The sequence below is a fragment of the Ekhidna sp. genome (assembly GCF_965212185.1).
GTDB lineage: Bacteria > Bacteroidota > Bacteroidia > Cytophagales > Cyclobacteriaceae > Ekhidna.
Map to the genome: position 1 here is coordinate 88,180 of NZ_OZ243102.1, position 23,884 is coordinate 112,063.

Annotated in this window: 22 protein-coding genes; 16 read left to right on the plus strand and 6 right to left on the minus strand. The window is 38.0% G+C overall.

Annotated features, from left to right (window positions below):
* Positions 1-62: 62 nt before the first annotated feature.
* Positions 63-1,103 (plus strand): 23S rRNA (adenine(2503)-C(2))-methyltransferase RlmN, encoded by a 1,041-nt coding sequence (rlmN, locus tag ACOMC3_RS00260; RefSeq protein WP_420317512.1) that lies wholly within the window; start codon positions 63-65, stop codon positions 1,101-1,103.
* A 67-nt stretch (positions 1,104-1,170) separates the two neighbouring features.
* Complete coding sequence (locus ACOMC3_RS00265) at positions 1,171-1,893, plus strand: hypothetical protein (protein WP_420317513.1); 723 nt, start codon at positions 1,171-1,173, stop codon at positions 1,891-1,893.
* Positions 1,894-2,021: 128 nt separating this feature from the next.
* Here the strand turns inward: ACOMC3_RS00265 and ACOMC3_RS00270 are convergent, their stop codons facing one another.
* From ACOMC3_RS00270 to ACOMC3_RS00290, 5 genes are read right to left on the minus strand one after another with little or no spacing between them, the layout of a single operon-like run.
* On the minus strand, positions 2,022-2,402 hold the full coding sequence (locus tag ACOMC3_RS00270; RefSeq protein WP_420317514.1) for a hypothetical protein: 381 nt from the start codon (positions 2,400-2,402) through the stop codon (positions 2,022-2,024).
* A 39-nt stretch (positions 2,403-2,441) separates the two neighbouring features.
* Positions 2,442-3,350, minus strand: coding sequence for a rhomboid family intramembrane serine protease (locus ACOMC3_RS00275; protein WP_420317515.1), 909 nt, complete (start codon positions 3,348-3,350; stop codon positions 2,442-2,444).
* Positions 3,351-3,353: 3 nt separating this feature from the next.
* Positions 3,354-4,142, minus strand: a complete 789-nt coding sequence (locus ACOMC3_RS00280) for a rhomboid family intramembrane serine protease (RefSeq protein ID WP_420317516.1) — start codon at positions 4,140-4,142, stop codon at positions 3,354-3,356.
* Between the two features lie 12 nt (positions 4,143-4,154).
* Complete coding sequence (mutL, locus tag ACOMC3_RS00285; RefSeq protein WP_420317517.1) at positions 4,155-5,978, minus strand: DNA mismatch repair endonuclease MutL; 1,824 nt, start codon at positions 5,976-5,978, stop codon at positions 4,155-4,157.
* The gene (locus ACOMC3_RS00290) at positions 5,975-6,319 is read right to left on the minus strand and encodes a hypothetical protein (protein ID WP_420317518.1); all 345 of its coding nucleotides are present in this window, start codon (positions 6,317-6,319) and stop codon (positions 5,975-5,977) included. The genes mutL and ACOMC3_RS00290 overlap by 4 nt, the downstream gene beginning before the upstream one ends.
* Before the next feature lie 147 nt (positions 6,320-6,466).
* Between ACOMC3_RS00290 and ACOMC3_RS00295 the strand changes: the two genes are divergently transcribed.
* The 11 genes from ACOMC3_RS00295 to ACOMC3_RS00345 all read left to right on the plus strand — a co-directional run bounded on the left by ACOMC3_RS00295 (position 6,467) and on the right by ACOMC3_RS00345 (position 19,428).
* Positions 6,467-8,701 carry a serine hydrolase domain-containing protein gene (locus ACOMC3_RS00295; protein ID WP_420317519.1) on the plus strand — a complete coding sequence of 745 codons (2,235 nt, stop codon included), beginning with the start codon at positions 6,467-6,469 and terminating at the stop codon, positions 8,699-8,701.
* Between the two features lie 57 nt (positions 8,702-8,758).
* Positions 8,759-9,904, plus strand: coding sequence for an N-acetyl-alpha-D-glucosaminyl L-malate synthase BshA (bshA, locus tag ACOMC3_RS00300; RefSeq protein WP_420317520.1), 1,146 nt, complete (start codon positions 8,759-8,761; stop codon positions 9,902-9,904).
* Between the two features lie 107 nt (positions 9,905-10,011).
* Positions 10,012-10,566 (plus strand): sterol desaturase family protein, encoded by a 555-nt coding sequence (locus tag ACOMC3_RS00305; RefSeq protein ID WP_420317521.1) that lies wholly within the window; start codon positions 10,012-10,014, stop codon positions 10,564-10,566.
* A gap of 263 nt (positions 10,567-10,829) precedes the next feature.
* Positions 10,830-11,927, plus strand: a complete 1,098-nt coding sequence (locus ACOMC3_RS00310; RefSeq protein WP_420317522.1) for a vWA domain-containing protein — start codon at positions 10,830-10,832, stop codon at positions 11,925-11,927.
* Positions 11,927-13,432, plus strand: coding sequence for a magnesium chelatase (locus ACOMC3_RS00315; protein WP_420317523.1), 1,506 nt, complete (start codon positions 11,927-11,929; stop codon positions 13,430-13,432). The genes ACOMC3_RS00310 and ACOMC3_RS00315 overlap by 1 nt, the downstream gene beginning before the upstream one ends.
* Entirely contained in the window at positions 13,425-14,072 is a 648-nt protein-coding gene (locus ACOMC3_RS00320) for a helix-turn-helix domain-containing protein (RefSeq protein WP_420317524.1), read from the plus strand. Before ACOMC3_RS00315 ends, ACOMC3_RS00320 begins: the two co-directional genes overlap by 8 nt.
* Positions 14,073-14,166: 94 nt before the next feature.
* On the plus strand, positions 14,167-15,504 hold the full coding sequence (locus ACOMC3_RS00325; protein WP_420317525.1) for a PhoH family protein: 1,338 nt from the start codon (positions 14,167-14,169) through the stop codon (positions 15,502-15,504).
* Positions 15,504-16,064, plus strand: a complete 561-nt coding sequence (locus ACOMC3_RS00330; protein ID WP_420317526.1) for a peroxidase-related enzyme — start codon at positions 15,504-15,506, stop codon at positions 16,062-16,064. Before ACOMC3_RS00325 ends, ACOMC3_RS00330 begins: the two co-directional genes overlap by 1 nt.
* 505 nt (positions 16,065-16,569) lie before the next feature.
* Positions 16,570-17,487, plus strand: a complete 918-nt coding sequence (locus ACOMC3_RS00335; protein WP_420317527.1) for a T9SS type A sorting domain-containing protein — start codon at positions 16,570-16,572, stop codon at positions 17,485-17,487.
* Positions 17,488-17,505: 18 nt separating this feature from the next.
* On the plus strand, positions 17,506-18,168 hold the full coding sequence (locus ACOMC3_RS00340) for an ABC transporter ATP-binding protein (RefSeq protein WP_420317528.1): 663 nt from the start codon (positions 17,506-17,508) through the stop codon (positions 18,166-18,168).
* Positions 18,169-18,261: 93 nt separating this feature from the next.
* A complete protein-coding gene (locus ACOMC3_RS00345; protein ID WP_420317529.1) occupies positions 18,262-19,428 on the plus strand; it encodes a mechanosensitive ion channel in 1,167 nt (388 codons plus the stop codon).
* A 56-nt stretch (positions 19,429-19,484) separates the two neighbouring features.
* On the opposite strand, the gene ACOMC3_RS00350 is transcribed toward ACOMC3_RS00345, so the two are convergent.
* On the minus strand, positions 19,485-19,664 hold the full coding sequence (locus tag ACOMC3_RS00350; protein WP_420317530.1) for a hypothetical protein: 180 nt from the start codon (positions 19,662-19,664) through the stop codon (positions 19,485-19,487).
* 102 nt (positions 19,665-19,766) lie between these two features.
* Between ACOMC3_RS00350 and ACOMC3_RS00355 the strand changes: the two genes are divergently transcribed.
* Genes ACOMC3_RS00355 through ACOMC3_RS00365 form a run of 3 tightly spaced genes read left to right on the plus strand, consistent with a single transcriptional unit; the run spans position 19,767 to position 23,757 of the window.
* Positions 19,767-21,218: a BatD family protein gene (locus ACOMC3_RS00355; RefSeq protein WP_420317531.1), complete on the plus strand. Its 1,452-nt coding sequence runs from the start codon at positions 19,767-19,769 to the stop codon at positions 21,216-21,218.
* 4 nt (positions 21,219-21,222) lie between these two features.
* A complete protein-coding gene (gene aroC, locus ACOMC3_RS00360) occupies positions 21,223-22,305 on the plus strand; it encodes a chorismate synthase (RefSeq protein WP_420317532.1) in 1,083 nt (360 codons plus the stop codon).
* Positions 22,306-22,344: 39 nt separating this feature from the next.
* Positions 22,345-23,757, plus strand: coding sequence for a dicarboxylate/amino acid:cation symporter (locus ACOMC3_RS00365; protein WP_420317533.1), 1,413 nt, complete (start codon positions 22,345-22,347; stop codon positions 23,755-23,757).
* Positions 23,758-23,884: the final 127 nt, after the last annotated feature.

Below are 23,884 nucleotides of genomic sequence, written 5' to 3' on the forward strand. Positions count from 1 at the left end.
CTATTGGGGTCACATGACGAAAATAGTAATAAGAAGCTAAATCATATTCATACCTTTGCAGAATGAAGGATATTCGGAAAGAGTCGTTGGAAAACTTGATTGCCTGGTTTGAATCAAATGGAGAGAAGAAATTTCGTGCTAAGCAGGTATGGGAGTGGCTTTGGTCTAAGTCTGCTAAAACTTTTGATGAAATGTCTAACCTTTCCAAGCCCTTACGTGATAAGCTGAACAAAGAGTTTGTGATCAACCATATAACAATTGACAACTCTCAACTGTCAAACGATGGGACCATAAAATCTGCATTTAGATTGCATGACAAACATTTAATTGAGGGGGTACTCATTCCGGCTGATGATCGAATGACAGCCTGTGTCTCTTCTCAGGTTGGGTGCTCATTGAGTTGCAAGTTTTGCGCTACCGGATACATGAAAAGAGAGAGAAACCTGGACGGTGGAGAAATATACGATCAGGTCGTAGCTATTCGTGATCAAGCTGAAGAACACTATCAAAAGCCGCTTTCTAATATTGTCTTTATGGGAATGGGAGAACCGTTGCTCAATTATAAAGGGATGATGGAAGGCATTGACCGGATTACATCTGAAGAAGGGTTGAATATGTCTCCGAAGCGTATAACTGTATCTACAGCAGGTATTGCTAAAATGATTCAAAAACTTGCTGATGATGAGGTGAAATTCAATCTGGCACTATCACTTCATGCAGCAGATGATAAAAAAAGAGATAGCATTATGCCGATTAATGAGACCAATACACTAGATGTATTGTTGAAGGCACTCAATTATTTTTATGATAAAACGGGCAATAGAATCACTTTTGAGTACATCCTTTTCTACGATTTCAATGACTCAATTGAAGATGCAGATAAATTGCTAAAGTATGCGAGAAAAGTCCCGGGCGTACGAGTAAATATTATTGAATACAATCCAATCTCCGAGGCATCTTTCACGAAAGCAGATCCTGATACGATTGACCGTTTCGCAAATCATTTAATCAAGGGGGGGATTCATACAAGTGTGAGAAGAAGCAGAGGAAAAGATATAGATGCAGCTTGTGGACAACTTGCAAATAAATCGAAGGTGGCTTAATTTTTACTGAGGAGCTGAATGTGTCCGCTCAGAAATCATTATCATTGCATGCTTCAATTTAAAACGGATGCGGAACATAAGTCCAGCCCTGCTAGTAATAGCATTCTTTCTCTTTTCTAGTAGCTCATTCATACAGTTATTTTCATCTCAAAAAGTCTCTGCGACCATTACAGATGATCGATTAATTGAGGCTTCTGGCCTTGAAGAATCTTACTTGAATCCTGGATATTTCTGGACGCATAATGACAGTGGAAGTGAAGCGATCCTATACCTAATAGGCCCAAATGGATTAATCGTAATGGAGGTCAGGTTAAACGGAGTTGAAAATAGAGATTGGGAGGAGATTGTGACCGTAAATAAAGGGAGTGAGTCTTTGATCTATGTAGCGGAAACGGGAGATAATAGAGCTATTTACGAAAATGTTCAATTGATTTGCTTGAAAGAACCAAAATACACAGGCAAAGCAAAAGTTGAAATACCAGAGACTGAGCTTAAAACCATGAATTTTAGGTATGAAGAAGGAGCAAGAGATGCAGAGGCATTATTGTATGATACTAATTTTGATGAGTTCGTTTTAGTAACTAAGAGGGAAGAAAATGCAATGGTTTATTCCTTTCCTTTTGTGCCCAACCAAAAGCCGATTAACATTAAGTCTAAAGGCACTGTTCCATCAAAACTTTTCACTGCAGCTGATATGAACGAAGATGGAGAAATCTTACTCAAACACTACAGTGCGATATACTACTGGGAGAAGTCAAACGAACGAGCTTTAGATCGGATATTAAATTAGAATCCGATTTCGATTGATTACTTACCAGAGCCTCAAGGTGAGGCAATCTGTTGGTACAAAGGGGATTTCTATACCATCAGTGAAAAGAACAAAGGAAAGCCTCAAGAAATGCTCTTCTTTCAGCGTCTTCAGTAGGCTTTATCCTCAACGCCCTGGCATTCCCCTGATACACACTCGATAGTTGGTGGGGTTTCAATGGAGCAATCCGATCCTAAATTATTGATCTCATTATACTGAGCATTAAGCGAATTGTATTTTTCAACCAGTATTCCAAGCTGATTTTCATCTGTATTATTAGAATGAACGATGAATTTCGTAGGCCCTCCACATGGTTTAACCCCTATTGGAGTAGCAACACACTGATCTGATCCAGAACAAGAAACATCAATCAATGCCTCAATTTCCTGATATACAGTATTCATTTGATCCAATAAATTATCTGATATTGGTTCGTCATCATTGCAGGAGATTAAGGAAACTGTAATAATTAGAGTTAGAATTTTCTTCATAGCGAAAGTGGTTTTTCCTTATACGCTACAAATTCCGTGCTATTTCTTGCTAGCGTTAAAAAGCTTTTGCTTCTCATCTTTTGTAAGGCTTTCATAACCCTTATCCGAAATCTTGTCAAGGATAGCATCAATTTCAGCTTGAGGAGTCTTGCTGGTTTCAGAAGTACGGGAGCTTGCCTTTTGTGTCGGCCTTCTACTTCCTGACCGATGGGTGACTTTGATTTTAGGCTGAGGTTTAAACATGCTTTTCACAAACTGGATAAATGAAATAACCCAGCTACCCATATCTGAGCCTTTATTGAGTTGAGAGATGTAGAGCCACCCAATCAGTGCTCCTCCCAAGTGAGCAATTTCTCCACCTGCATTCGAACCAGTCGACCCAATGAAAGACATAAACACATAGAATATGGCAATATATTTGATTTTAACAGGTCCGATGAATATCAAAAAGAACGTATAATTGGGCATGAAAACTGCCGCTCCCACCACAATCGCAAAAACACCTGCAGAGGCGCCTAGCATTAGAGATTCTGTTACTCTGTCTGCATAAAAAGGCACAAAATTGTAAATAAAAATGTACAGCAAACCTCCAGCTAAACCACCCAATACATACAGAGATATCACACGTTTGCTATTCAAAAATTCCTGAATGATTCGTCCAAACCAAAACATGAAAAGCATATTGAAAAGTATATGGAAGAAATCATAGTGGGTAAAAAAGTAGGTAACTAAACTCCATGGCTGAAGAATTAGCGTTCCTAAATCTGCCGGAAGCTGTAATTTTCTGAAAACCCAGAAAAACGTATCGGTCGCATTGCTGATATCAAAAAATACTTTGAAGATTCGAGCTGAGGCAAACACAATCAGGTTGATCAGAATGATCTGAACAACTGCATTATTTGGCTTACTCCAGGCTTTGCTAAATTCTTCTTTTATTCCTCCGTTCATTTCTTAGTAAAATTTCTTGGTATCATTTTTCCAGAATTTCAACAAAACAAAAGCAATTAGCATTCCACTCAAATGGGCAAGGTGAGCCACATTATCTCCTGGCATCCTATTGAATTCTGCATAGAGCTCATACATGGCGTAAAAGAAAACCAGATATTTTGCTTTGATGGGTATGGGTGGGAAAAGCAAAAAGAGTTCAGTGTTAGGGAATAAGAATGCAAATGCAAACAAAATTCCAAACACTGCACCTGATGCACCAACCATGGTTCCATTAGTAACTACACCATCATATATACTTCTTACCGCTGCTACAGTATTAGCTTCATAAGCGGAACTCTCATAGTATGAATCAATCAATTCACCGGCCCTTGCAACATTGATATATGATTTATTATTAATCACAAAGTTCTCAAAGGATTCAGGGCTCGGATTTGCCATGTAGGCTTCAGCAGCATTTTTTAATGGCAACTTTTCAATTGCATCAGCTGCACCATAAAGTATCCCAGCGCCAATTCCGCATACGAGATAAAAGATTAAAAACCTCTTAGATCCCCAAACCATCTCAAGCATGGGTGCAAATACCAGCACTGCGATCATGTTGCCAAACAAATGCCACATGCCACCATGAAGCCACATGTATGTTAGGAATTGATAAGGGGCAAATTCAGTCGAGTAGATCACTCTTAGACCAAACCAGTCATTGAGTGGTAGCCTCATCATCGATGAAAGAAGCAATATTGCTACATTGATGATTAAGATATTTTTTGCAACAGGAGTGAGTCTTCTAAACACGTTTTATATATTCTAACTTTTTCTAAACCATTCATTTATTTGCTCTAAACTAACCAAAACATAGGTTGGGTTACCATCCGGTGTAAAGTTTGGTTGAGCACAGGCAAAAAGTCTGTCCATCAATTGATCCATTTCCTCTTCCTTCAACTTGCTGCACCTGCTGCCCGCTGTTCGCTTAGCGAGTGCACGGGCAAGGCTTTCATTTTTAGGGAGATCTAATTTTTGAGCGTTAAATTTATATTGCTCTATTAGACCTTCAAATACCTCCTTTTCGTTGCAAGGCGCAAGCTCAGCAGGAATCCCCTGAATAACAATTCGGCTTTCACCAATTTGTTCAAATTCAAATCCAAGTTGATTGATTTCTTGTTTGAGTTCAGAGACTAATGAAAAATCTGATGGATTCAAGCTGATTTCTTGTGGAAACATACACGATTGTGAAGTGCCACTTCCACTGTTCATTGCTTTTTGATATTGCTCAAAAAGGATTCTTTCTAATGCAGAAACCTTATCAAGTACTACCATGCCACTTTTGACCTGTCGAAGCAAATAACGTCCGTGAAGGTGATAAGTTGGCTTTTTTTCCTCAGCTTCTACGTTTTGATTGATAGAACTACTAAAAGTAGTCTGCACCACCCGCTCTTTTTCTGCCTCCTCTATGGTGGCTATTTCCTCTTGTGATGCTGAAGCATACAACTCATTCAATTTGTCCAGACGCTGCTGATTACTTTCTAGTGACTTAAAGGAACTATAATCTCGATCTTTTTTATTGGAAATATTTTGACTTTCCCGTTGAATATTGAGGTGTTCAAAACTCACATCAGCAGAAAAATCAAGAGAAGGCGTAACATTAAAAGAAGCAAGCCCCTGGCGAACAGCTGAATTGATAACACCATACAACATGCGATCATCATCAAATTTCACCTCTGTTTTTGTCGGGTGAACATTGATGTCCACATGAATAGGATCAATTTCAATAAAAAGAACATAAAATGGAAAATAGTCTTCCTTTAGTAATCCTTGATAGGCCCGAACGACCGCATGATTGAGATAGCTATTCTTTATGAAGCGATTATTTATAAAGAAAAACTGTTCACCCCTTGTCTTTTTTGCGTTCTCTGGCTTACCAATATATCCGGTAATTTTCACTAAGTCTGTCTCCTCTGCACATGGTACCAGCTGTTGTTGGTAGTTTTTACCAAAAAGCTGAACAATGCGTTTGCTTAATTTTCCAGCGTCAAGTTTGTATGTCTCAAGATCATTTTGAACCATTGAGAATGAAATATCAGGGTTTGCCAATGCCACTCTCTGAAACTCATCGTTGATGTGGCGGAGCTCCACCGGGTTTGATTTTAGAAAATTCCTTCTTGCAGGCACATTGTAAAACAAATTTTTCACACAAATAGAGGTACCTTTTGAATATGCGATTGGTTCCTGGCTTTTCACTTCTGATGACTCAATAATAAGTTGAGACCCCAATTCATCATCTTCTTGTCTGGTTTTAAGCTCAACTTGTGCTACTGCCGCTATAGAAGCCATCGCTTCTCCTCGAAAGCCCAGCGTTTTTATTTTGAATAAGTCATCTGAAGTTTTGATTTTAGATGTTGCATGTCGCTCAAAACTCATTCTGGCATCAGTGCCACTCATCCCAAATCCATCGTCAACAACCTGTATCAACGATTTTCCTGCTTCTTTAACAATAAGCTTAATATTAGTAGCACCAGCGTCTACGCTATTTTCAAGCATTTCTTTTACTACAGAAGCAGGTCGCTGTACTACTTCACCTGCTGCAATTTGGTTTGCAATGCTATCCGGTAGCAAGTGAATAACATCACTCATCTTTTTCTTTTCAATGTTTTAAGTCTGTACAGGAGATATACAGGCAGGATAATCCATAAAATGTAGTAGAATACTTCATTGCCAAACTGGAGCCACCCTAAGACCATCAATCCTAATAGAGCGGCAATTCCCAACTGAAGCATAGAAGTGGCAGGCGCTGATTTGGTTTTTCGTTTGAAATTGATTTTGGTCGAATGATATTCTCCCGTATCACTGCCCTCCATTTGTTCTTTAATTCGTTCGGTTCTCTCACGGATTTCTTCTTTAACAGGATCGTAATACCGTGGTTGGATCCGAAATTGTTGGTGTCTTGGAAGACGAAAAAGAGAAGGAAATCGCATTGGGTATATTTATTGATCGAAATGTTGTGTAAAAAGAACACGACAAGAATGAAAAATTGTTCAAATTTAATCCTGATGATTGACAATAAATAACGTTCGAACCACCGATAATTTGTTTAAAATTATGATAGAAGTAAAGATTGATTTATGAAAAACCGCCTCTTCATATTGTTAATGGGTTTAAACTTTTGTGTTATCGCATCTGAAAATGAAGCAAAGGAGGAGGTGTGGATTGATGGTGACACTTTTTATAAATCGATTCGGCATAAAAAACAATCAACCATTTACTTTGGAAAATGGTCTAATTATGTTTCTCAGTTTCTGGAAGATGACAATTATTTTGTAGCACTTCAGTTGGATCAGCAATTTGATCCACTCCCTTTAGACGACAAAAAGTTACCATCCCTAGCCACATTAGCTGCTGTATCTGACAAGAATACGCGAAAAGAATACTATCGATTTCTAGAAAGTTTTGGGAGAACGTATGGGATCAGCCACATGGTCCTACCGGATACTTTAGATCATACTGATTTTGAAAAAGAGGTGATCCTGGAAATAAACCAACACTCCCCATTTTACTTTATTCATAAATCAATATTGTCATATTCAGTACCTGATAATAGAAAAGATTATGAGTCAGCTTCAGGTATCAAACCTACGATTTGGGTAGCAAGTCAAGATGCAAATACTCGAAAAATCTCAAAATGGAGTGATAAGGTTTCCAGAGAATCCCAAGAATCATTTTATAGGGATTTGAAGCAATCAAAAAGGACAGAATTCCTGCCAGCGTATGATTTACCAAATTCACTTACAAAAGCAATTTTCTCTTCCGGGACACTTGCACATGATCCAGGGCATATTTTTCCAATTAAAACAGATGTAATTACCTACCTAGGGCTAGATCTTCCTTTGAAAATGAGATTACGACAGTATGTTGAAGTACTCGACTATCGGGTGCCAGGCATTCCATGCATTGTAGATCTTAGGGAGGGTGATAGGAAAGTTCAAAGCGATGATATACTTATTACCAAAGAATTGAATCATCATAATTCTGCACTTATTTTCCCTCAAATTGAACCAGATCATTCTGATATTTTAATAGCGCAGATGCTATTTGGAGCAATGAATGTAAGTGGACGAAGTAGCTTAAAAAGCATGCGGCAAGTAGATCGTTCTGTCTTACTCGGATTTACAGACCCTGAGCAGGTTGGATTTCACGTGAAACCACACCTAGGTATTGATTCATTAGCAATGATAGCAATAAAAAAATATGCTACCCCTGGAATTCAATTAGCTGTAGTAAAAAACGGTCAAATTGTCTTAGAGAAATCATATGGCTATTATACCTATGATAGCCTTTTAGAAGTCTCTAGAAATACGGTTTACGATATCGCCTCCGTCACAAAAGTAATGGCTACACTTCCAGCCATAGCCTCTTTAATTGATGATGGAAAGATTGATCTTGATGATTCATTGAGTCAGCATTTGGCAGCTTTTAAAGGATCAAATAAAGGAAAAATTACCATTAGACAATTACTTGCTCATAATGGAGGATTGCGTTCATATGTGCCTTTTTGGAGCATGATGATGACTGGAGATAGATTAGATGCATTCTATTATCAAACACCTGAAGATGAAGCGAGAGATATTCGGACATATGGACTTGAACCACACCCAAGTATGTTGGATTCTCTAAAAAGCTTCATCGTAAGATCTGAGCTTATTAAAAATCCTCAAAACTATAATTACAGTGACCTGGGATTTATGATTCTTCACTTATTAGTTGAAGAAGTTTCAGATCAGCCATTTGATCAATATTTAAGTGAAAAATTCTATCGTCCGATGGAATTAAGTCGCACATCATTTTCACCAATAAAAAATGGGATTTCACCTAAAGACATTGCACCCACCGAATATGATAACAGGTATAGAAATTACCAGGTTTGGGGGGAAGTGCATGATCGCAATGCACTTGTTTTTGGTGGAGTTGCTGGGCATGCAGGATTGTTTTCTACAGCAAGAGACCTGGCAAAAATGATGTACATGTTTTTGAATGACGGCTATATTGGCGGGCATCAATACATCTCTAAAGAAACGCTATCTCAGTTGAATGTCCGTTATTTTGATGATAACAGAAGGGGTCTTGGTTGGGACAAGAAGGATGGCGAAAAAGATTCTGCATCCTCCTATGCAAGCGACCAGAGTTTCGGTCATACAGGATTTACAGGAACGATGGTTTGGGCTGATCCAGAGCAAGATTTGATCTACATTTTCCTCTCCAATCGAATCTATCCAGATGCAAATAACTGGCGACTTGGTGAATTGAATACCAGGACTCAGATTCATGATGTGATTTATCAATCCCTCAAAAAATTAAATTAACGAAACTTATTTAGCTAAGTGGCGGTTAAATCCACTTGAAGAAATTTACCTATTAGCATGAAGGTTGGAATAGTATGTTATCCTACATATGGTGGAAGTGGCGTTGTAGCTACAGAACTCGGAAAGGCGCTTGCCAAGAAGGGCCATGAAATACATTTTATCACTTATTCACAACCCACCAGACTGGACTTCTTTAATCCAAACCTGTATTATCATGAAGTAAGTGTAAAGTCCTATCCACTTTTTCAATATGCACCATATGAATTAGCACTAGCTAGTAAAATGGTGGACGTTGTGATAAACGAGAAATTGGATCTTTTACATGTGCATTATGCTGTCCCGCATGCATCAGCAGCATATATGGCAAAGCAGATATTAAAAACAAAAGGAAATGAAGTGCCATTCATCACCACCTTGCATGGTACGGACATCACAATCGTAGGAAAAGATGCTACGAATGAACCTGTTGTTACTTTTTCAATCAATAAGTCTGATGGCGTAACAGCCGTATCAGAAGACTTGAAAAACGATACACTTGAGCATTTTGATATAACAGTGCCAATTGAAGTAATCCCTAATTTTATTGACCTAAGCAGGTTTAAGAAACAGCCCAAAGAGCATTTCAAAAAAGCAATATGTCCTAATAGGGAGAAGTTGTTAGTACATACGTCCAACTTTAGAAAAGTCAAAAGAGTCGATGATGTTCTAAAAGTATTTTGTGAGGTTCGAAAAGTTGTACCATCAAAACTCCTTTTAATAGGTGATGGACCTGAGAGAAAAAGGATGGAAGATATGGCTCGAGAAATTTGCACAGAAGATATTCGTTTCCTTGGTAAGCTAGAGGCGGTAGAAGAAGTACTGTCGGTTGCAGATTTGTTCCTGATGCCATCAGAAAAAGAAAGTTTTGGCTTGGCAGCACTTGAGGCAATGGCCTGTGAAGTACCCGTGATATCTTCCAATGCTGGAGGAATTCCGGAATTAAATCAAGAGGGTAAATCTGGTTATGTCTGCGATGTAGGGGATATTGATACAATGGTGAAGCGAGCAATACATGTTTTGGATAACAACAATCTTGAGAAGTTCAAGAACGGAGCATTGGCGAGAGCCAAGGAATTTGATGTCAATAATATTTTACCAAAATACGAAGCATTTTACAATACAGTTTTAGAAAAACATAAAAAGTCTTTATCAGAAAGTTTGTGAAAAATTAGGGTTTCTTTTTAATAATTTTGTCACAATTAAAGAAAGCAATGGAATTAAAGAATAAACCACACATAAAGGGGACGAAGGCACTTTTCAAGAACAAGTTCATGGAAAAGCTGACGAGAACACACATTGCAATTCCGTTAACTTTGTTTTCAATTATTTCTACTGGTTTATTGATCTACGGATTCATAGAATCTCACCTCACAGTTTTAAGTGCTCCCTTGTTATTTTTCGCAGGTCTTTTGGCATTTACGCTTGTTGAATATGCGATGCATAGATTCGTATTTCATCTGCACCCAAAAAATGAAAAGCAAGAGAAATTTGCCTATACAGTACATGGCGTCCATCATGATTATCCAAAGGATAAAGATCGATTAGCAATGCCAATCCCATTGAGTTTAGCGCTTGCTACAGCATTTTACTTCTTGTTCAAGCTCATTATGGGTGCTAGCGTTTACGCATTTCTACCAGGATTTTTGATTGGCTATGCTTCCTACTTATGGGTACATTATATGGTACACGCCTTCCAGCCACCTAAGAACTTCTGGAAGGTGCTGTGGGTGCATCATGGCATTCACCACTATAAAGATCCGGGCAATGCTTTTGGAGTTTCATCGCCATTCTGGGATTTGGTATTTGGAACTATGCCAAAGAAATAATTATTTCTCTTCCTTTTTTTTCTTAGCCTCTTTCTTGGCTTCTTTGGCTTTTCTTTTTTCATGCGAAGCAGGCTCTAGAGTAGCTCTAAATAAAAAATCCCTAGTTCCCCAAAAAAGGTTAGTGATCAATGTCGCGAATATGGGACGTCTGCCTGGCATTTCTGGTCATTATTCTTAGGTTAATTTAACGCAAAAAATTCTGATTTCATTATTCTCTCATTAGAAGGAAATCATTCTTCCCCCTTTTTAGTTAAGTTAATGTTATGATCGGATACCGATTTACTGAATTTATACCTGAAAAGAATCACGAGCAAAATACGTTTGATAATTTGCTCAATATCTTTCTTCAATTGCTGGTAATCACATCTGGTGATGTGAATGAAGCATTGAGTTGGCTGACCAATCTTGATCGTGAACACCATATTTCTAATTCGGAATATGGTATTGGCGATTTCATAGACGACTTGCGAAACAAGGGATACATTGACGACAAGAACGAAAAAGGAGAGCTGAGAATTACAGCAAAAAGTGAGCAGGAAATTCGTAGAAGTGCCCTCGAAGAGATTTTCGGGAAATTAAAAAAATCAGGTAAGGGCAATCACAGGTCTGATCACACAGGAATTGGAGATGAGATTACATCTGACTATCGGGAGTTTCAATTTGGCGATTCGATTGAGCAAATCGAAATGACAGAAAGCATTCGAAATGCGCAAATTAATCATGGACTGAATGACCTTACACTTACTGAGAATGATCTGGAAATACGTGAACGAGAGTATAAGACCCAGACTTCCACAGTATTAATGATTGACATTAGTCATTCCATGATACTATATGGAGAAGATCGCATCACACCTGCTAAAAAAGTGGCTATGGCGCTGGCGGAGCTGATCAAACGGAAATATCCCAAAGACACATTGGATGTCATCGTTTTTGGAAATGACGCATGGCAAATTGAAGTAAAAGACTTACCATACCTGAATGTTGGGCCTTACCATACCAATACTGTTGCAGGTTTAGAATTGGCCATGGATCTTTTGCGCAGAAGAAAGAATAAAAACAAGCAAATTTTTATGATAACTGATGGAAAACCTACCTGCTTAAAGGAAGGGATCAAGTATTATAAAAACAGCTTCGGGTTAGATCCTAAGATCATAAACAAAACAATGAATCTAGCGGCTCAATGCAGAAGGATCAACATTCCAATTACTACTTTCATGATCGCATCTGATCCTTATCTACAACAGTTTGTAAGAGATTTTACTGAAGCAAATAATGGCAATGCCTACTATAGCAGCTTGCAAGGATTGGGCAACCTCATATTTGAAGATTATCGAAGAAATAGAAGAAAAAAATTCTAATGAATTATAGAGAACTAAGTGTTGACCAATTGTTGAAGATTAACACATTGGGTCAATTGAAGAATACTGGTTATAAACCGATTAGCATCAAAGAAGAGCTAAGAGCTAATTTAATTCAGAGTAAAAAACAGGGGCGTAACGTTTTTGAAGGTATTTGGGGATATGAAGATACTGTTATCCCTGACGTAGAACGTGCCATTTTATCTCGTCACAACATCAATTTTTTAGGACTGAGAGGACAAGCCAAAACACGAATGGCAAGGATGATGACAGGATTGCTTGATGAATACATTCCTGTTATTGAGGGAGCTCCTTTGAATGATGATCCATTAAACCCCATTTCAAAATTTGCTAGAGATAAGGTTGCTGAATTAGGTGATGATACTCCGATTAACTGGATGCACCGTGAAGAGAGATATACCGAAAAACTAGCAACCCCAGATGTTACAATCGCAGACCTAATTGGTGATGTTGATCCTATAAAAGCGGCTAGTCTTAAACTTCCCTACTCAGATGAACGAGTGATCCATTTTGGACTTGTTCCAAGATCTCATAGGGGTCTGTTTGTAATAAATGAGCTTCCTGATTTACAAGCTCGGATTCAAGTAGCTCTTTTTAATATCCTTCAGGAAGGAGACATCCAGATTCGGGGTTTTAAACTGAGAATGCCGCTGGATGTTCAATTTGTATTCACCGCAAACCCGGAAGATTATACCAATAGAGGGTCGATCGTAACACCTCTTAAAGACCGAATCGATAGTCAAATCATCACGCATTATCCTTCATCGATCGAGATTGGTAAGAAGATCACTCAGCAAGAAGCAATGCTGGCAGAAGATCAAAAAGATGCAATTGAATTATTTGATTTAGCTAAAGATCTAGTGGAGCAGATAGCATTGGAGGCCCGCGAAAGTGAGTATGTGGATGCGAAAAGTGGTGTGTCCGCTCGTTTGACTATATCCGCATATGAAAATCTGGTTAGTGCGTGTGAACGAAGGATGCTTGAAAGTGGAGAATCAAAAACAGCTGTCAGACTAACAGATTTTATAGGAGTCATTCCTTCAATTACCGGAAAAGTTGAGTTGGTATATGAGGGAGAGCAAGAAGGGCCGGGCATTGTTGCAAATAACCTAGTTGGGAAAGCAATTAGATCCCAATTCATTAACTATTTCCCTGACCCTGAGAAAGAGCGAAAAAAAGAAAAAGGAAATCCGTATGAACCGATTAAGGAATGGTTTGAAAAAGGGAATATGGTGGATTTGATTTTTTCTGCTTCAGAAAAAGAATACAGAAAGGAGTTGAAAAATATTCCTGGACTGGAGTCTTTAATAGACAAGTATCAAAAAACTTCTCACGAAGGATTTAAATACTTTTTGATGGAATTTGCGTTATTTGGATTGGCAGAATATAGCCTTCTCAGCAAACATCAGTTGGAGCAAGGTATGCAGTTCAAAGATTTGTTTACAAGCATGTTTTCCATGCCAGAAATGGGGGACGATGAATGAGGAAGTCAAAGCAGCACTTAAATTAATTAGACAAGGAGAAGGCCAATTTGTAGAGTTCAAAAAGAAGGCCAATCACCCTGAAAAAATAATCCGTGAAGTCGTCGCATTTGCGAATAGTCAAGGGGGTAATTTATTTGTAGGGGTAGAAGATAATGGCTCTCTCGCTGGTTTAAAATATCCAGAAGATGAGGAGTTTGTGCTAACTAAGGCCATCAATGAATTGTGTAGACCTCTCATTGATTTCACTGTTAAAATATTACTGGTGAAAGAAGATATTGAAATCTTACATTATCAGATCCCTGAAAGTAATAACAAACCACATTTCGCATTTCTTGAAAAAAAGCACAGGTACGGAAAAGCTTTTGTTCGCTTTGAGGATCAGTCAATTCAAGCGAGTTATGAGTTGAGACAAATTCTAAAGAGAAGCAAGCGAGCTAACCAGCCGATAGAATTTGAAGACAAGGCACGTCAGCTCTTTAAATATTTTGAAAACAATACAAGCATTACATTGAATGAGTACACAAAGCTAAGTGGGCTTAATAAAAAGCTTGCATCTAATAAGTTAATCCATTTGGCTTTATCTGGTGCTTTAAAAATTGAACCTAGAAAAGGTGGCGACATCTATATGCCAGTAGAATAATTTTATAGAATTTCATTCACTTTCACTTCTTTTTTTGAAGCGAAACTCCAATATTACAGACTATCCTTTTAGGAACAGTAAACCACTACTTCGTATGGCTAAAACTTCCAAGCAGAAAAAAATTTTTGTACTTGATACTTCAGTTATTCTATTCTCTCATGACTCCATTCTCAATTTTGCTGAACATGATGTAGGAATACCCATTACTGTACTCGAAGAGTTAGATCAGTTTAAAAAAGGCAATGACACTAAAAACTTTGAAGCTAGAGAATTCATTCGACTGATTGATCGATTGGCAAAAGATCATAGTCTGCAAGATTGGATTCCTTTAAATGGCAAAACCAAAGGATGTTTCAAAGTGATCATGGATACTGACAGCACTCTGGATGCAACTCAAGTCTTCAATGATGGAAAAAATGATCATCGCATTTTGAACGCTGCTTTGACTATAAAAGAGCAAGAACCAAAACGAAGAGTAACCCTGGTATCAAAGGATATTAATCTAAGGCTCAAGGCAAAATCATTGGAACTGCCGGCTGAGGATTACGAAACCGGTAAAATCAAAAATGTAAATACGCTAACCACCGGAATGACGGAGTTGGAGGATATTAATTCAGAGCACATTGATGAATTATTTAAGAAGAATGTAGTAGATAGAAAAAAAATCCTAAAGAGGAAGAAATTCCCAGCTAACAACTACTTCATTTTAAAGAGCGAAAAGAATTCAGTTCTCGGTTATTATAATCCCATTGAGGATAGTGTAGAGAAAGTTGAAAAGCAGGCGGTATACGGAATAAAGCCAAAAAATGCAGAGCAGACTTTTGCCATGCATGCCATGCTTAATCCAGAGATAAAATTGGTGAGCATAAATGGTGTAGCGGGTACTGGGAAAACACTTTTGGCATTAGCTTCTGCACTTGAGCAAAGAAGAAATTTCAAACAGATATACCTGGCACGGCCCATTGTCCCATTGAGCAATAAGGACATTGGTTATTTACCTGGAGACATTAAATCCAAGCTCAATCCGTATATGGAACCCCTCTGGGACAATTTAAAATTCATTCAGCATCAGTTCAGAGAAAACGATAAAGAGTTTACACGTATTACAGATATGGTAAACCAGGAGAAATTAATGATTACTCCATTGGCATACATCCGAGGGAGAAGCTTGTCCAATATTTTCTTCATTGTAGATGAGGCTCAAAATCTTACACCTCATGAAGTGAAAACGATAATTACTCGTGCTGGTGAGAATACAAAGATCATTTTCACTGGAGATATTTATCAAATCGATACACCATACCTGGATTCACAGTCTAATGGATTGTCCTACTTGATTGATCGAATTAAAGATCATCCAATGTTTGCTCACATTACCCTTGAGAAAGGTGAGAGATCAGAGCTTGCCAATCTTGCTAATGAGTTATTGTAATGCCCTATATTGATGTAATTCAACCGGAACTGGCAGAAGGCACTCTTAAGGAAATATATGATGGGCTGGTAAAAAGCAGAGGAAAGATTGCCGAGGTTCATAAGATACAATCACTCAATCCGGAATCAATCACCAATCACATGGACCTCTACATGACGATCATGTTTGGAAAGTCTCCATTGAGGAGGGTCCATAGGGAAATGATGGCTGTGATCGTTTCCATTGCTAACAAATGTGAATATTGTCAAATACACCATTTGGAAGCGGTCAAAAATTTCTGGAAAGACGATGAAAAATTAGCAGCATTTCAAACTGATTTTGAAAGAGCACCACTAAACAAAAAAGAACAAGCCCTTTGCCGATTTGCGAAGGAGCTAACCATGCATCCTGAAAAATCGAATGACGCTGGATTAATAAACCCACTCAAGGATGAAGGATTTACAGATCGGGAAATTTTAGATGCAACATTAGTGATTGCTTACTTCAATTTCGTTAATAGAATTGTCCTTGGTTTAGGTGTGAGTTTAGAAGAAAATCCGGGAGGTTATAAGTACGAATGAGTTAGGATCAATTTTTGCTAGTTTTTTAAGCTATGAAAAGCTTCTCACACTTATTCTTATTATTCCCTGTCTTGAATTAAGTGCCACGCACTTAAAAAGAGGGCAGATTTACTACAGTTTTACAGACGATTTCACAGTCAAGTATACTTTCGTTGGGTATAGAGATATAGAGGGTGTACCGTTTGGTCGCGGGATTTTTGATTTTGGAGATGGAGAATTTTATGGTGATGATGAGAGTGAAGAAATACCCTGGCAGACGGTAGAAGATTTAGGCAATGGAACTGAGAGGTGGACCTTTACCCTATATCATCAATATGCGGGAGGGAGCAATCCAATAGTATCTTATACCGAGGATTTTAGAACAGCTAATGTTAATAATATTTCAGGTTCCATTTCAACTAGTTTTTACGTTGAGGCATCTGTAATTGTAGATCCTCTGATAAGAAATTCCTCTCCTGTTCTTGCAACTAATTCAAGCTTTAATGCTGTAGCAGGTGAAAAACTAATGTCAACATTTGCTCACTTAGATAGTGATGGAGACAGTTTGAGATATAAACTAATTACTCCATTACAAGAGTCAGGAGTTAAAGTACAAGGATACACTTTACCAAGTAGTGAAAAGTTAAGGGATGGAGGTGATGTAACCTTTGATTTAAATGGCTTAACTGGTGATTTACTCTGGGATAGTCCTGCATCGGTTGGAAGCTATTCGGTTGCAATTAAGGTAGAGGAGTGGCGCAAAGTAAATGGAACACCAATGCTCATAGGCTTCAGTGTACTTGATGTATTAATTGATGTGATTGAAATTGAGGAACCGCTCTTTTCTTTAGAAGCTCCATCTTTAATATGCTTAGATTCAAACCAAGACTTCAATGGAAAGGTAACGATCAGAAATCCAGCTCAAATGTCACTTAAACTGAATTTTATAACTGATTTAAATCCTTTAATGATAAATGGAATTAACGTTTCAGAGTGGAATGATCAAAATAAAGAAGTAACATTTACTGCTGATTTGGTTGAATTGAATCTTGAGATAGCTAGTGATGACCTTACATCATTAGGTTTAAGTAGTGTCATTTTTAGTGTAAGAGGAACTTTGAATAATGAAGCAATTGATTACGTAGAGTATTCAACGAATACGATGATAGGAGTGGGTTGTGATGAAAATAAATTAGTTAGCTCAGTGTTGGATCAAGACATATTTTTTGATGTCAATAAAGACCGAATCGGGATCAACTTAGAGAATTTGGAAGATTGCAAAGTATATCTTTATGGTCTTGATGGAATCATACTAAAGCAATTGGAAACGAAGAAAAACTCAAAAATAGATTTACCTTATCCTTTTGAAGATAATACCGTTTATTTAGTTTCGGTTCACTCTAAAAATGGAGTGATCACCAAGAAAATAGTATTTTCGAACTAATCATTACAATTCGACTACATGATCAACCTAAAAGACGTTAGCAAATTCATTGAATCTAAATATCAGAGGACATTCATATTAAAAGGGATAGATCTTGAAATAGATCAAGGAGAGTTTGTAAGCATTATGGGTCCTTCCGGTTCAGGTAAATCAACCCTACTCAATATAATTGGAATGCTGGATAAGCCATCAGAAGGGGAGTATTATTTCATGGATGAGCCCGTTCATAAATTGAGAGAAAAACGAATTTCCAGAATCCATAAAGAACACATAGGTTTTATTTTCCAAGCTTACCATCTCATTGACGAACTCACTGTTTATGAAAACATTGAAACCCCGCTTATTTACCGTGGTGTAAAAGGCAAAGAAAGAGCCAGCATGATTGCAGAAATGCTGGATCGATTTAACATGGTAGCTAAAAAAGATCTTTTCCCGGAGCAGCTTTCTGGTGGTCAGCAACAACTCGTCGGGGTTGTAAGAGCCATTATTGGAAAGCCAAAGCTTCTATTAGCAGATGAACCTACCGGTAATCTACATTCATCTCAAGGAGAGGAGGTTATGGACGTTTTGAAGCAATTACATGGTGAGGGCATGACGATCATCCAAGTGACCCACAATGAGAAATTTGCAGGATATGGTTCCCGAATTGTCCAGCTTGAGGATGGTCGAGTGGTATCGTAAGTTTCAGTAACTAGTGGCTTAGATCGGTTACTAAAATCCTTATATTTGGATTAATAGAAGATTAATTTTAACAAAACCTATCTAACCATGAATATGCCAGATTATTTGGAAGGCCTTATAAATTCCATTAATGATTCCTTACCAGGAGTTGTTGGTGCTGTTATAGTTTTTATTATTGGATGGCTCTTTGCACTTCTTATAAGGAAAATCGTCCATGGGTTAATGAAAAGAACTGAGTGGGATGAGCGATTGCTAGGTAATACAATTGTAGACACAAATAAATTTATTGCCAATTTCGTCTACTACATCCTGCTGTTCATAATACTTCTTATTGTCCTGGAAATGCTAGGTGTAAGCTATATCCTGGATCCAATCAAGGGTATGTATGAAGGATTTATTGAGTTTATTCCTAAAATAATCATCAGTATTATAACATTTTTTGTAGGATATGTTATTGCAAAATTTGTGTCGAATATTGTGAAAATGGCAGGTAGCGTAATTGATAGGCTTGCTAATAAAATTGGATTCAAGGAAACAGAAAAACTTGTCTATTTCATTCAGCAAGTTGTGTTCTTTATTGTATTAATTCCATTCATTATTCAAGGACTTAACGCGCTTGAATTGGAAGCCATTACGAATCCTGCGAATAATGTCCTGCATCAAATGTTAGATTCTGTTCCTAATATCATAGGAGCGATATTAATAATTTCAATTTTTGCAATTGGAGGAAGGTTCATTACCTCATTTGTTAAAGATTTATTGGCAAATGTTGGCCTGGACAGCTTCATTGATAAGTTACAGCTAAAATCAATATTAGGAGATCAGAAATTATCTTCAATAGTTGCCAATATCATTTTCTTTTTCATGGTGTTTTTTGGAGTGATCTCTGGAGTTGAGATGCTTGGCTTAGATCGCCTGGCGGAAGTATTGCACACAATTCTCAATCTTTCTGGTAATGTACTGTTTGGTTTAATGATATTAGTAATGGGTAATTTCCTCAGCTCCGTTATTTTCAAATCCATGAACGGCTCTGGAGAAAATACTTTTGTAGCAGGAATAGCACGAGTTGCTATCATTGGACTTTTTTTAGCCATTGCGCTTAGAACTATGGGCATTGCAAACAGTATCGTGGAATTGGCCTTTGGTCTAACACTCGGTGCAATAGCAGTGGCTGTGGCATTGTCATACGGGCTTGGAGGTAGAGAAGCTGCTGGTAAGCATATGGCTGAAATCCTGAAAAAATTTCAGGGAAAGAAATAAAGAAAACTGAATAAAAAAATAAGCCCCGGACCTTATAAAGATTCGGGGCTTTATAATTATGTGAAGCAGGAAGCTAAAATTGGTTGATACTGCCTGCCAAATTTTCGATAACACCATTCTTTGAGTAAAACGACTTCATCCGGAATAAGAGCCTTGATTGCCTTCTTTAGTTCCTTTTCAAATAGCCGTTTATCAAAGCTTACTTTCGATAAAATAGTTTTAAAGTACTCTAGCATGTGAATAATTGTTAATGATCAAACCCACACCTTAAATTTGGCGTTCTGGTTTGATGGATAATAATCTTTAACATTTAGTTTGAGTAAAATAACGAGGGTTACATGAAATTAACGAACAAGATTCTCATAGGTTGTGCTGCCGTATTGGTTTTTTCTACCTCCGTTTTTTGTCAGGATGTTTCCGTTAAGATAGGACAAAATGAGATAGGAATCAATCAGTATTTTACGATTACTGTTCAGGTTGAGAATGATAGGCTTAAGCAGTACAGCGAGTTTCCTAATATTGATGGATTTATCAAAAGAGGTACTTCTTCCTCTACCACTACGAATTATGTAAATGGGAGAATGTCATCCACCCAAAGTCTTACGCAAAACTATCAAGCTACTGAAAAGGGCACCTTCACTCTTGCACCTTTTGAAATGACTATCAATGGTACGGAAGTTAAATCCGAAGGGACTCAAATTATTGTTGGGGAAGCAGTTCAGCGGCAAGCACGGAAAAGCCCTTTTGGCCGTGATCCATTCGATGAATTTTTTGGAGGAAGAAGTGAAGCAGAGGAATTTGTTGATGTGAAAGCAGATGCATTTGTGGCGTTGGCCCTTGATAAAAATGAGGTTTATGTGGGAGAAGGATTTACAGCCACTCTGGCATTTTATGTTGCGGAATCTAATCGTGCAGAAATGAGATTTTATGATTTAGCCAATCAAATAACGGAGATTGTAAAAACAGTAAAACCACCAAATTGCTGGGAGGAGAACTTTAATATTGATCAGATATCCGGTGATCCAGTTTCAATTGGCGGAAGAAATTATACTAGATACAAAATCTACCAAACCGCATACTATCCGCTCACCCAACAAGACATTGAATTTCCATCCATTGGATTAAAGATGATCAAGTATAATGTGGCTAAGAATCCATCATTCTTTGGTCGAAATAGGCAGGAGGATTATGAAACATTTTACTCGAAGGAAAAGACAGTCAAGGTGAAAGATCTACCTCCACATCCTTTGAAGGATAAAGTTGTAGTAGGCAACTATCAACTTGATGAAGAGCTAAGCACTGACCGTTTAGAAACAGGCCAAAGTTTCAATTATGCGTTCAATATAGTTGGTGAAGGAAATATTAGTGCAATAGAGCCCCCTAGCCCTAAAGAAAACGATGTTTTTGATTTCTATGCACCTAATGTGACACAGCGAGTAAATCGTGCCGCTGGAAAAGTAACAGGAGTCAAAAGCTTTGACTTTTATGCAATTCCAAATGAGCCAGGAGATTATAATTTATCTGATTTCTTTTCATGGGTTTACTATAATCCATCGCTTGACAGATACGATACACTTACTTCAGAGTACCGTATTTCAGTCACTGGCGATAGTAGAAAAAACTTATCGATTGCTTCAAATGACTTAGGAGATTTTTACGATCAAATTTCAACCGCCGATAATGACCTTCAAGCCATTGATGGAAATAGTTGGTTTACGATCTTAGTTAATATCTTTATCGTTTTAACCTTAGGATTTACAGCCTACCTGCTGTTTAAAAAAACGGCATAACTGCATGGGAAATACATTCGGAAACATTTTTAAGATCACTTCTTTCGGAGAATCCCATGGTCAAGGAGTGGGTGTAGTTATTGACGGATGTCCAGCAGGGGTTGATTTAGATGAAAAATTTATTCAAAATGAATTAGCCCGCAGAAAGCCTGGCCAATCAAGAATTACCACTCAAAGAAAAGAACAAGATGAATTTTCTTTTTTCTCGGGCGTCTTTGAAGGAAAATCTACTGGGGCTCCAATAACAATTTTGATTCACAATCAAGATCAAAAGAGTAAAGACTATGATCATATAAAAGATGTCTATAGACCTTCTCATGCCGATTTTACGTATCAGGAAAAGTATGGTATTCGCGACTATAGAGGAGGAGGCAGAAGTTCTGCTCGGATTACTGCCGGGTGGGTGGCCGCTGGCGCAATTGCTAAATTGGTTTTAGATCAAATAGGCACGAAATGTCAGGCCTATGTTTCTCAGGTCGGCGACCTCTCATTGGAGACACCATATTCCGAGTTGGACCTTTCTAAAATCGATGAGAATGAGGTAAGATGCCCTGATGAAAAAATGGCTTCAAAAATGTTTGCCTTAATTGATCAAGTGAGAAAAGATCGAGATACCATTGGAGGTGTTGTTTCTGGTGTTATTACCGGTGTTTCAGTTGGCTTAGGTGAGCCGCTCTTTGATAAACTGAATGCTGCCTTGGGACATGCAATGTTATCAATAAATGCTGTTAAGGGATTTGAACTAGGAAGTGGATTTGAAGGCGTTAGAATGAGGGGGTCGGAGCACAACGATATTATTAGAAAGCAAGAAGATAATATTTCTACGAAAACAAACCACTCTGGGGGAATACAGGGCGGAATATCTAATGGAGAAGACATTTTTTTTAATGTAGCATTTAAGCCAGTTGCTACCATTATGCAAGACCAAGAATCAATAGATAAAGACGGTAATGAAGCCATTGTCAAAGGCAAAGGCCGTCATGATCCATGTGTGGTGCCACGAGCTGTGCCAATTGTCGAAGCTATGTCAGCCCTGGTGATGGCAGATTTCTGTTTATTAGCACAAACCAATAAATTGCGAGGCTAACGGACTTATTAAAAATTAGTTCAATAGCGAATTGAAAATATGAAAAATCTACCCCTTCATGTAAAAATTATTATCGGCCTGGTGGCCGGAGTGGTTTATGCATTTATCTCAAGTGCCTTTGGATGGAATCAGTTTACCATCAATTGGATTGATCCTTTTGGCACCATTTTCATTCGCATATTAAAATTTATTGCAGTGCCATTGGTATTGTTTTCTATCATAAGTGGGATATCAGGTCTAAGTGATATTTCCAGATTAGGTAAAATGGGTGCAAAAACCTTGGGATTCTACCTGGTGACAACCGTTTTGGCAGTTACACTTGGTTTATTATTGGTTAATACAGTAAAGCCAGGTACATTTCTGGACGAAACTCAGCGAATCAAGAATAGGATCTCATATGAGCTCTGGGCAAACGAATCTGGAAATGAAATAAAGGACAATAAAAACTTCCTGAATGATCCAGAGTATGCTGATTTGGTATTGGAGGTTTCTGGTTCCGAGCAAGTAATAGATGAAAAAGTTAAGCAACTTAAGAGTAATGCGGAATCAACAAAAGAAGCTTCTCCACTACAGTTTTTAGTGGATATGGTTCCGGAGAATCTTGTTTTCTCTATCTCTAATAATGCCTTAATGCTTCAAGTGATATTCTTTGCAATCTTTTTTGGTATCTCAATAGCCATTGTAGGTGATAAAGCACAGCCGGTAGCGAAGTTCATAATTAGTATCAATGAAATCTTCCTAAAGATGGTGGAATTGGTAATGAAAGCGGCTCCATATTTTGTCTTTGCATTATTGGCAGGAGTTATTGCTAAAATGGCTGATTCTCCTTCTGAAGTGTTAGAAATTTTTAGAAGCCTTGGTTCGTATGCTCTTACTATGGTCGTTGGGCTCGGAACATTGATTTTCATAGTTTATCCGATCATTCTCATACTTTTTGTAAAAGGAATGACGTATAAACAAGTATTTAGAAATATCAGCCCTGCTCAATTAATGGCTTTCTCTACAAGCTCAAGTGCTGCTACTCTCCCTGTTACTATGAAGTGTGTTGAAAACAACATGGGAGTTTCTAAAAATGTAGCCAGCTTTGTTTTACCCATCGGTGCTACTGTGAATATGGACGGAACAAGCTTATTGCAGGCCGTGGCTGTTATATTCATGGCTCAATTACACATGGTTGACTTATCCGTTGGACAGCAGTTAACGATAGTCCTTACGGCAACTCTCGCATCTATAGGAGCAGCTGCAGTACCTAGTGCTGGATTAATTATGATGATGATTGTATTGGGATCCGTAGGGTTAAACCCTGCATGGATTGCCATTATTTTTCCTGTAGATAGACCACTTGATATGTTGCGAACAGTAGTAAATGTGACAGGAGATGCTACGGTGGCAACTCTCGTTGCAGGCACAGAGGGCGAGCTCAGTCCCGAAGCTCAGGCAAGCATTACATAAGAAAGATAGAGACATAGAGCAAATGCTACTATTGTTAGCGTGGCTACAATAGTTATTTGTACTTTTCTGGTTACCATGACTTTTTGATTTAGGGTGATAAATAACGATTATACAAGTATGGTAGGTG

Excerpts from the sequence above, each read along its gene's own strand:
- ACOMC3_RS00320 (WP_420317524.1), top strand. The coding sequence starts at position 13,425 with ATGAATGAGGAAGTCAAAGCAGCACTTAAATTAATTAGACAAGGAGAA.
- ACOMC3_RS00265 (WP_420317513.1), top strand. The coding sequence starts at position 1,171 with ATGCGGAACATAAGTCCAGCCCTGCTAGTAATAGCATTCTTTCTCTTT.
- ACOMC3_RS00335 (WP_420317527.1), top strand. The coding sequence starts at position 16,570 with ATGTCAACATTTGCTCACTTAGATAGTGATGGAGACAGTTTGAGATAT.
- bshA (WP_420317520.1), top strand. The coding sequence starts at position 8,759 with ATGAAGGTTGGAATAGTATGTTATCCTACATATGGTGGAAGTGGCGTT.
- ACOMC3_RS00365 (WP_420317533.1), top strand. The coding sequence starts at position 22,345 with ATGAAAAATCTACCCCTTCATGTAAAAATTATTATCGGCCTGGTGGCC.
- aroC (WP_420317532.1), top strand. The coding sequence starts at position 21,223 with ATGGGAAATACATTCGGAAACATTTTTAAGATCACTTCTTTCGGAGAA.
- ACOMC3_RS00315 (WP_420317523.1), top strand. The coding sequence starts at position 11,927 with ATGAATTATAGAGAACTAAGTGTTGACCAATTGTTGAAGATTAACACA.
- ACOMC3_RS00330 (WP_420317526.1), top strand. The coding sequence starts at position 15,504 with ATGCCCTATATTGATGTAATTCAACCGGAACTGGCAGAAGGCACTCTT.
- ACOMC3_RS00270 (WP_420317514.1), bottom strand. The coding sequence starts at position 2,402 with ATGAAGAAAATTCTAACTCTAATTATTACAGTTTCCTTAATCTCCTGC.
- rlmN (WP_420317512.1), top strand. The coding sequence starts at position 63 with ATGAAGGATATTCGGAAAGAGTCGTTGGAAAACTTGATTGCCTGGTTT.
- ACOMC3_RS00310 (WP_420317522.1), top strand. The coding sequence starts at position 10,830 with ATGATCGGATACCGATTTACTGAATTTATACCTGAAAAGAATCACGAG.
- ACOMC3_RS00295 (WP_420317519.1), top strand. The coding sequence starts at position 6,467 with ATGAAAAACCGCCTCTTCATATTGTTAATGGGTTTAAACTTTTGTGTT.
- ACOMC3_RS00345 (WP_420317529.1), top strand. The coding sequence starts at position 18,262 with ATGCCAGATTATTTGGAAGGCCTTATAAATTCCATTAATGATTCCTTA.
- ACOMC3_RS00355 (WP_420317531.1), top strand. The coding sequence starts at position 19,767 with ATGAAATTAACGAACAAGATTCTCATAGGTTGTGCTGCCGTATTGGTT.
- ACOMC3_RS00275 (WP_420317515.1), bottom strand. The coding sequence starts at position 3,350 with ATGAACGGAGGAATAAAAGAAGAATTTAGCAAAGCCTGGAGTAAGCCA.
- ACOMC3_RS00325 (WP_420317525.1), top strand. The coding sequence starts at position 14,167 with ATGGCTAAAACTTCCAAGCAGAAAAAAATTTTTGTACTTGATACTTCA.
- ACOMC3_RS00350 (WP_420317530.1), bottom strand. The coding sequence starts at position 19,664 with ATGCTAGAGTACTTTAAAACTATTTTATCGAAAGTAAGCTTTGATAAA.
- ACOMC3_RS00305 (WP_420317521.1), top strand. The coding sequence starts at position 10,012 with ATGGAAAAGCTGACGAGAACACACATTGCAATTCCGTTAACTTTGTTT.
- ACOMC3_RS00340 (WP_420317528.1), top strand. The coding sequence starts at position 17,506 with ATGATCAACCTAAAAGACGTTAGCAAATTCATTGAATCTAAATATCAG.
- ACOMC3_RS00290 (WP_420317518.1), bottom strand. The coding sequence starts at position 6,319 with ATGCGATTTCCTTCTCTTTTTCGTCTTCCAAGACACCAACAATTTCGG.
- mutL (WP_420317517.1), bottom strand. The coding sequence starts at position 5,978 with ATGAGTGATGTTATTCACTTGCTACCGGATAGCATTGCAAACCAAATT.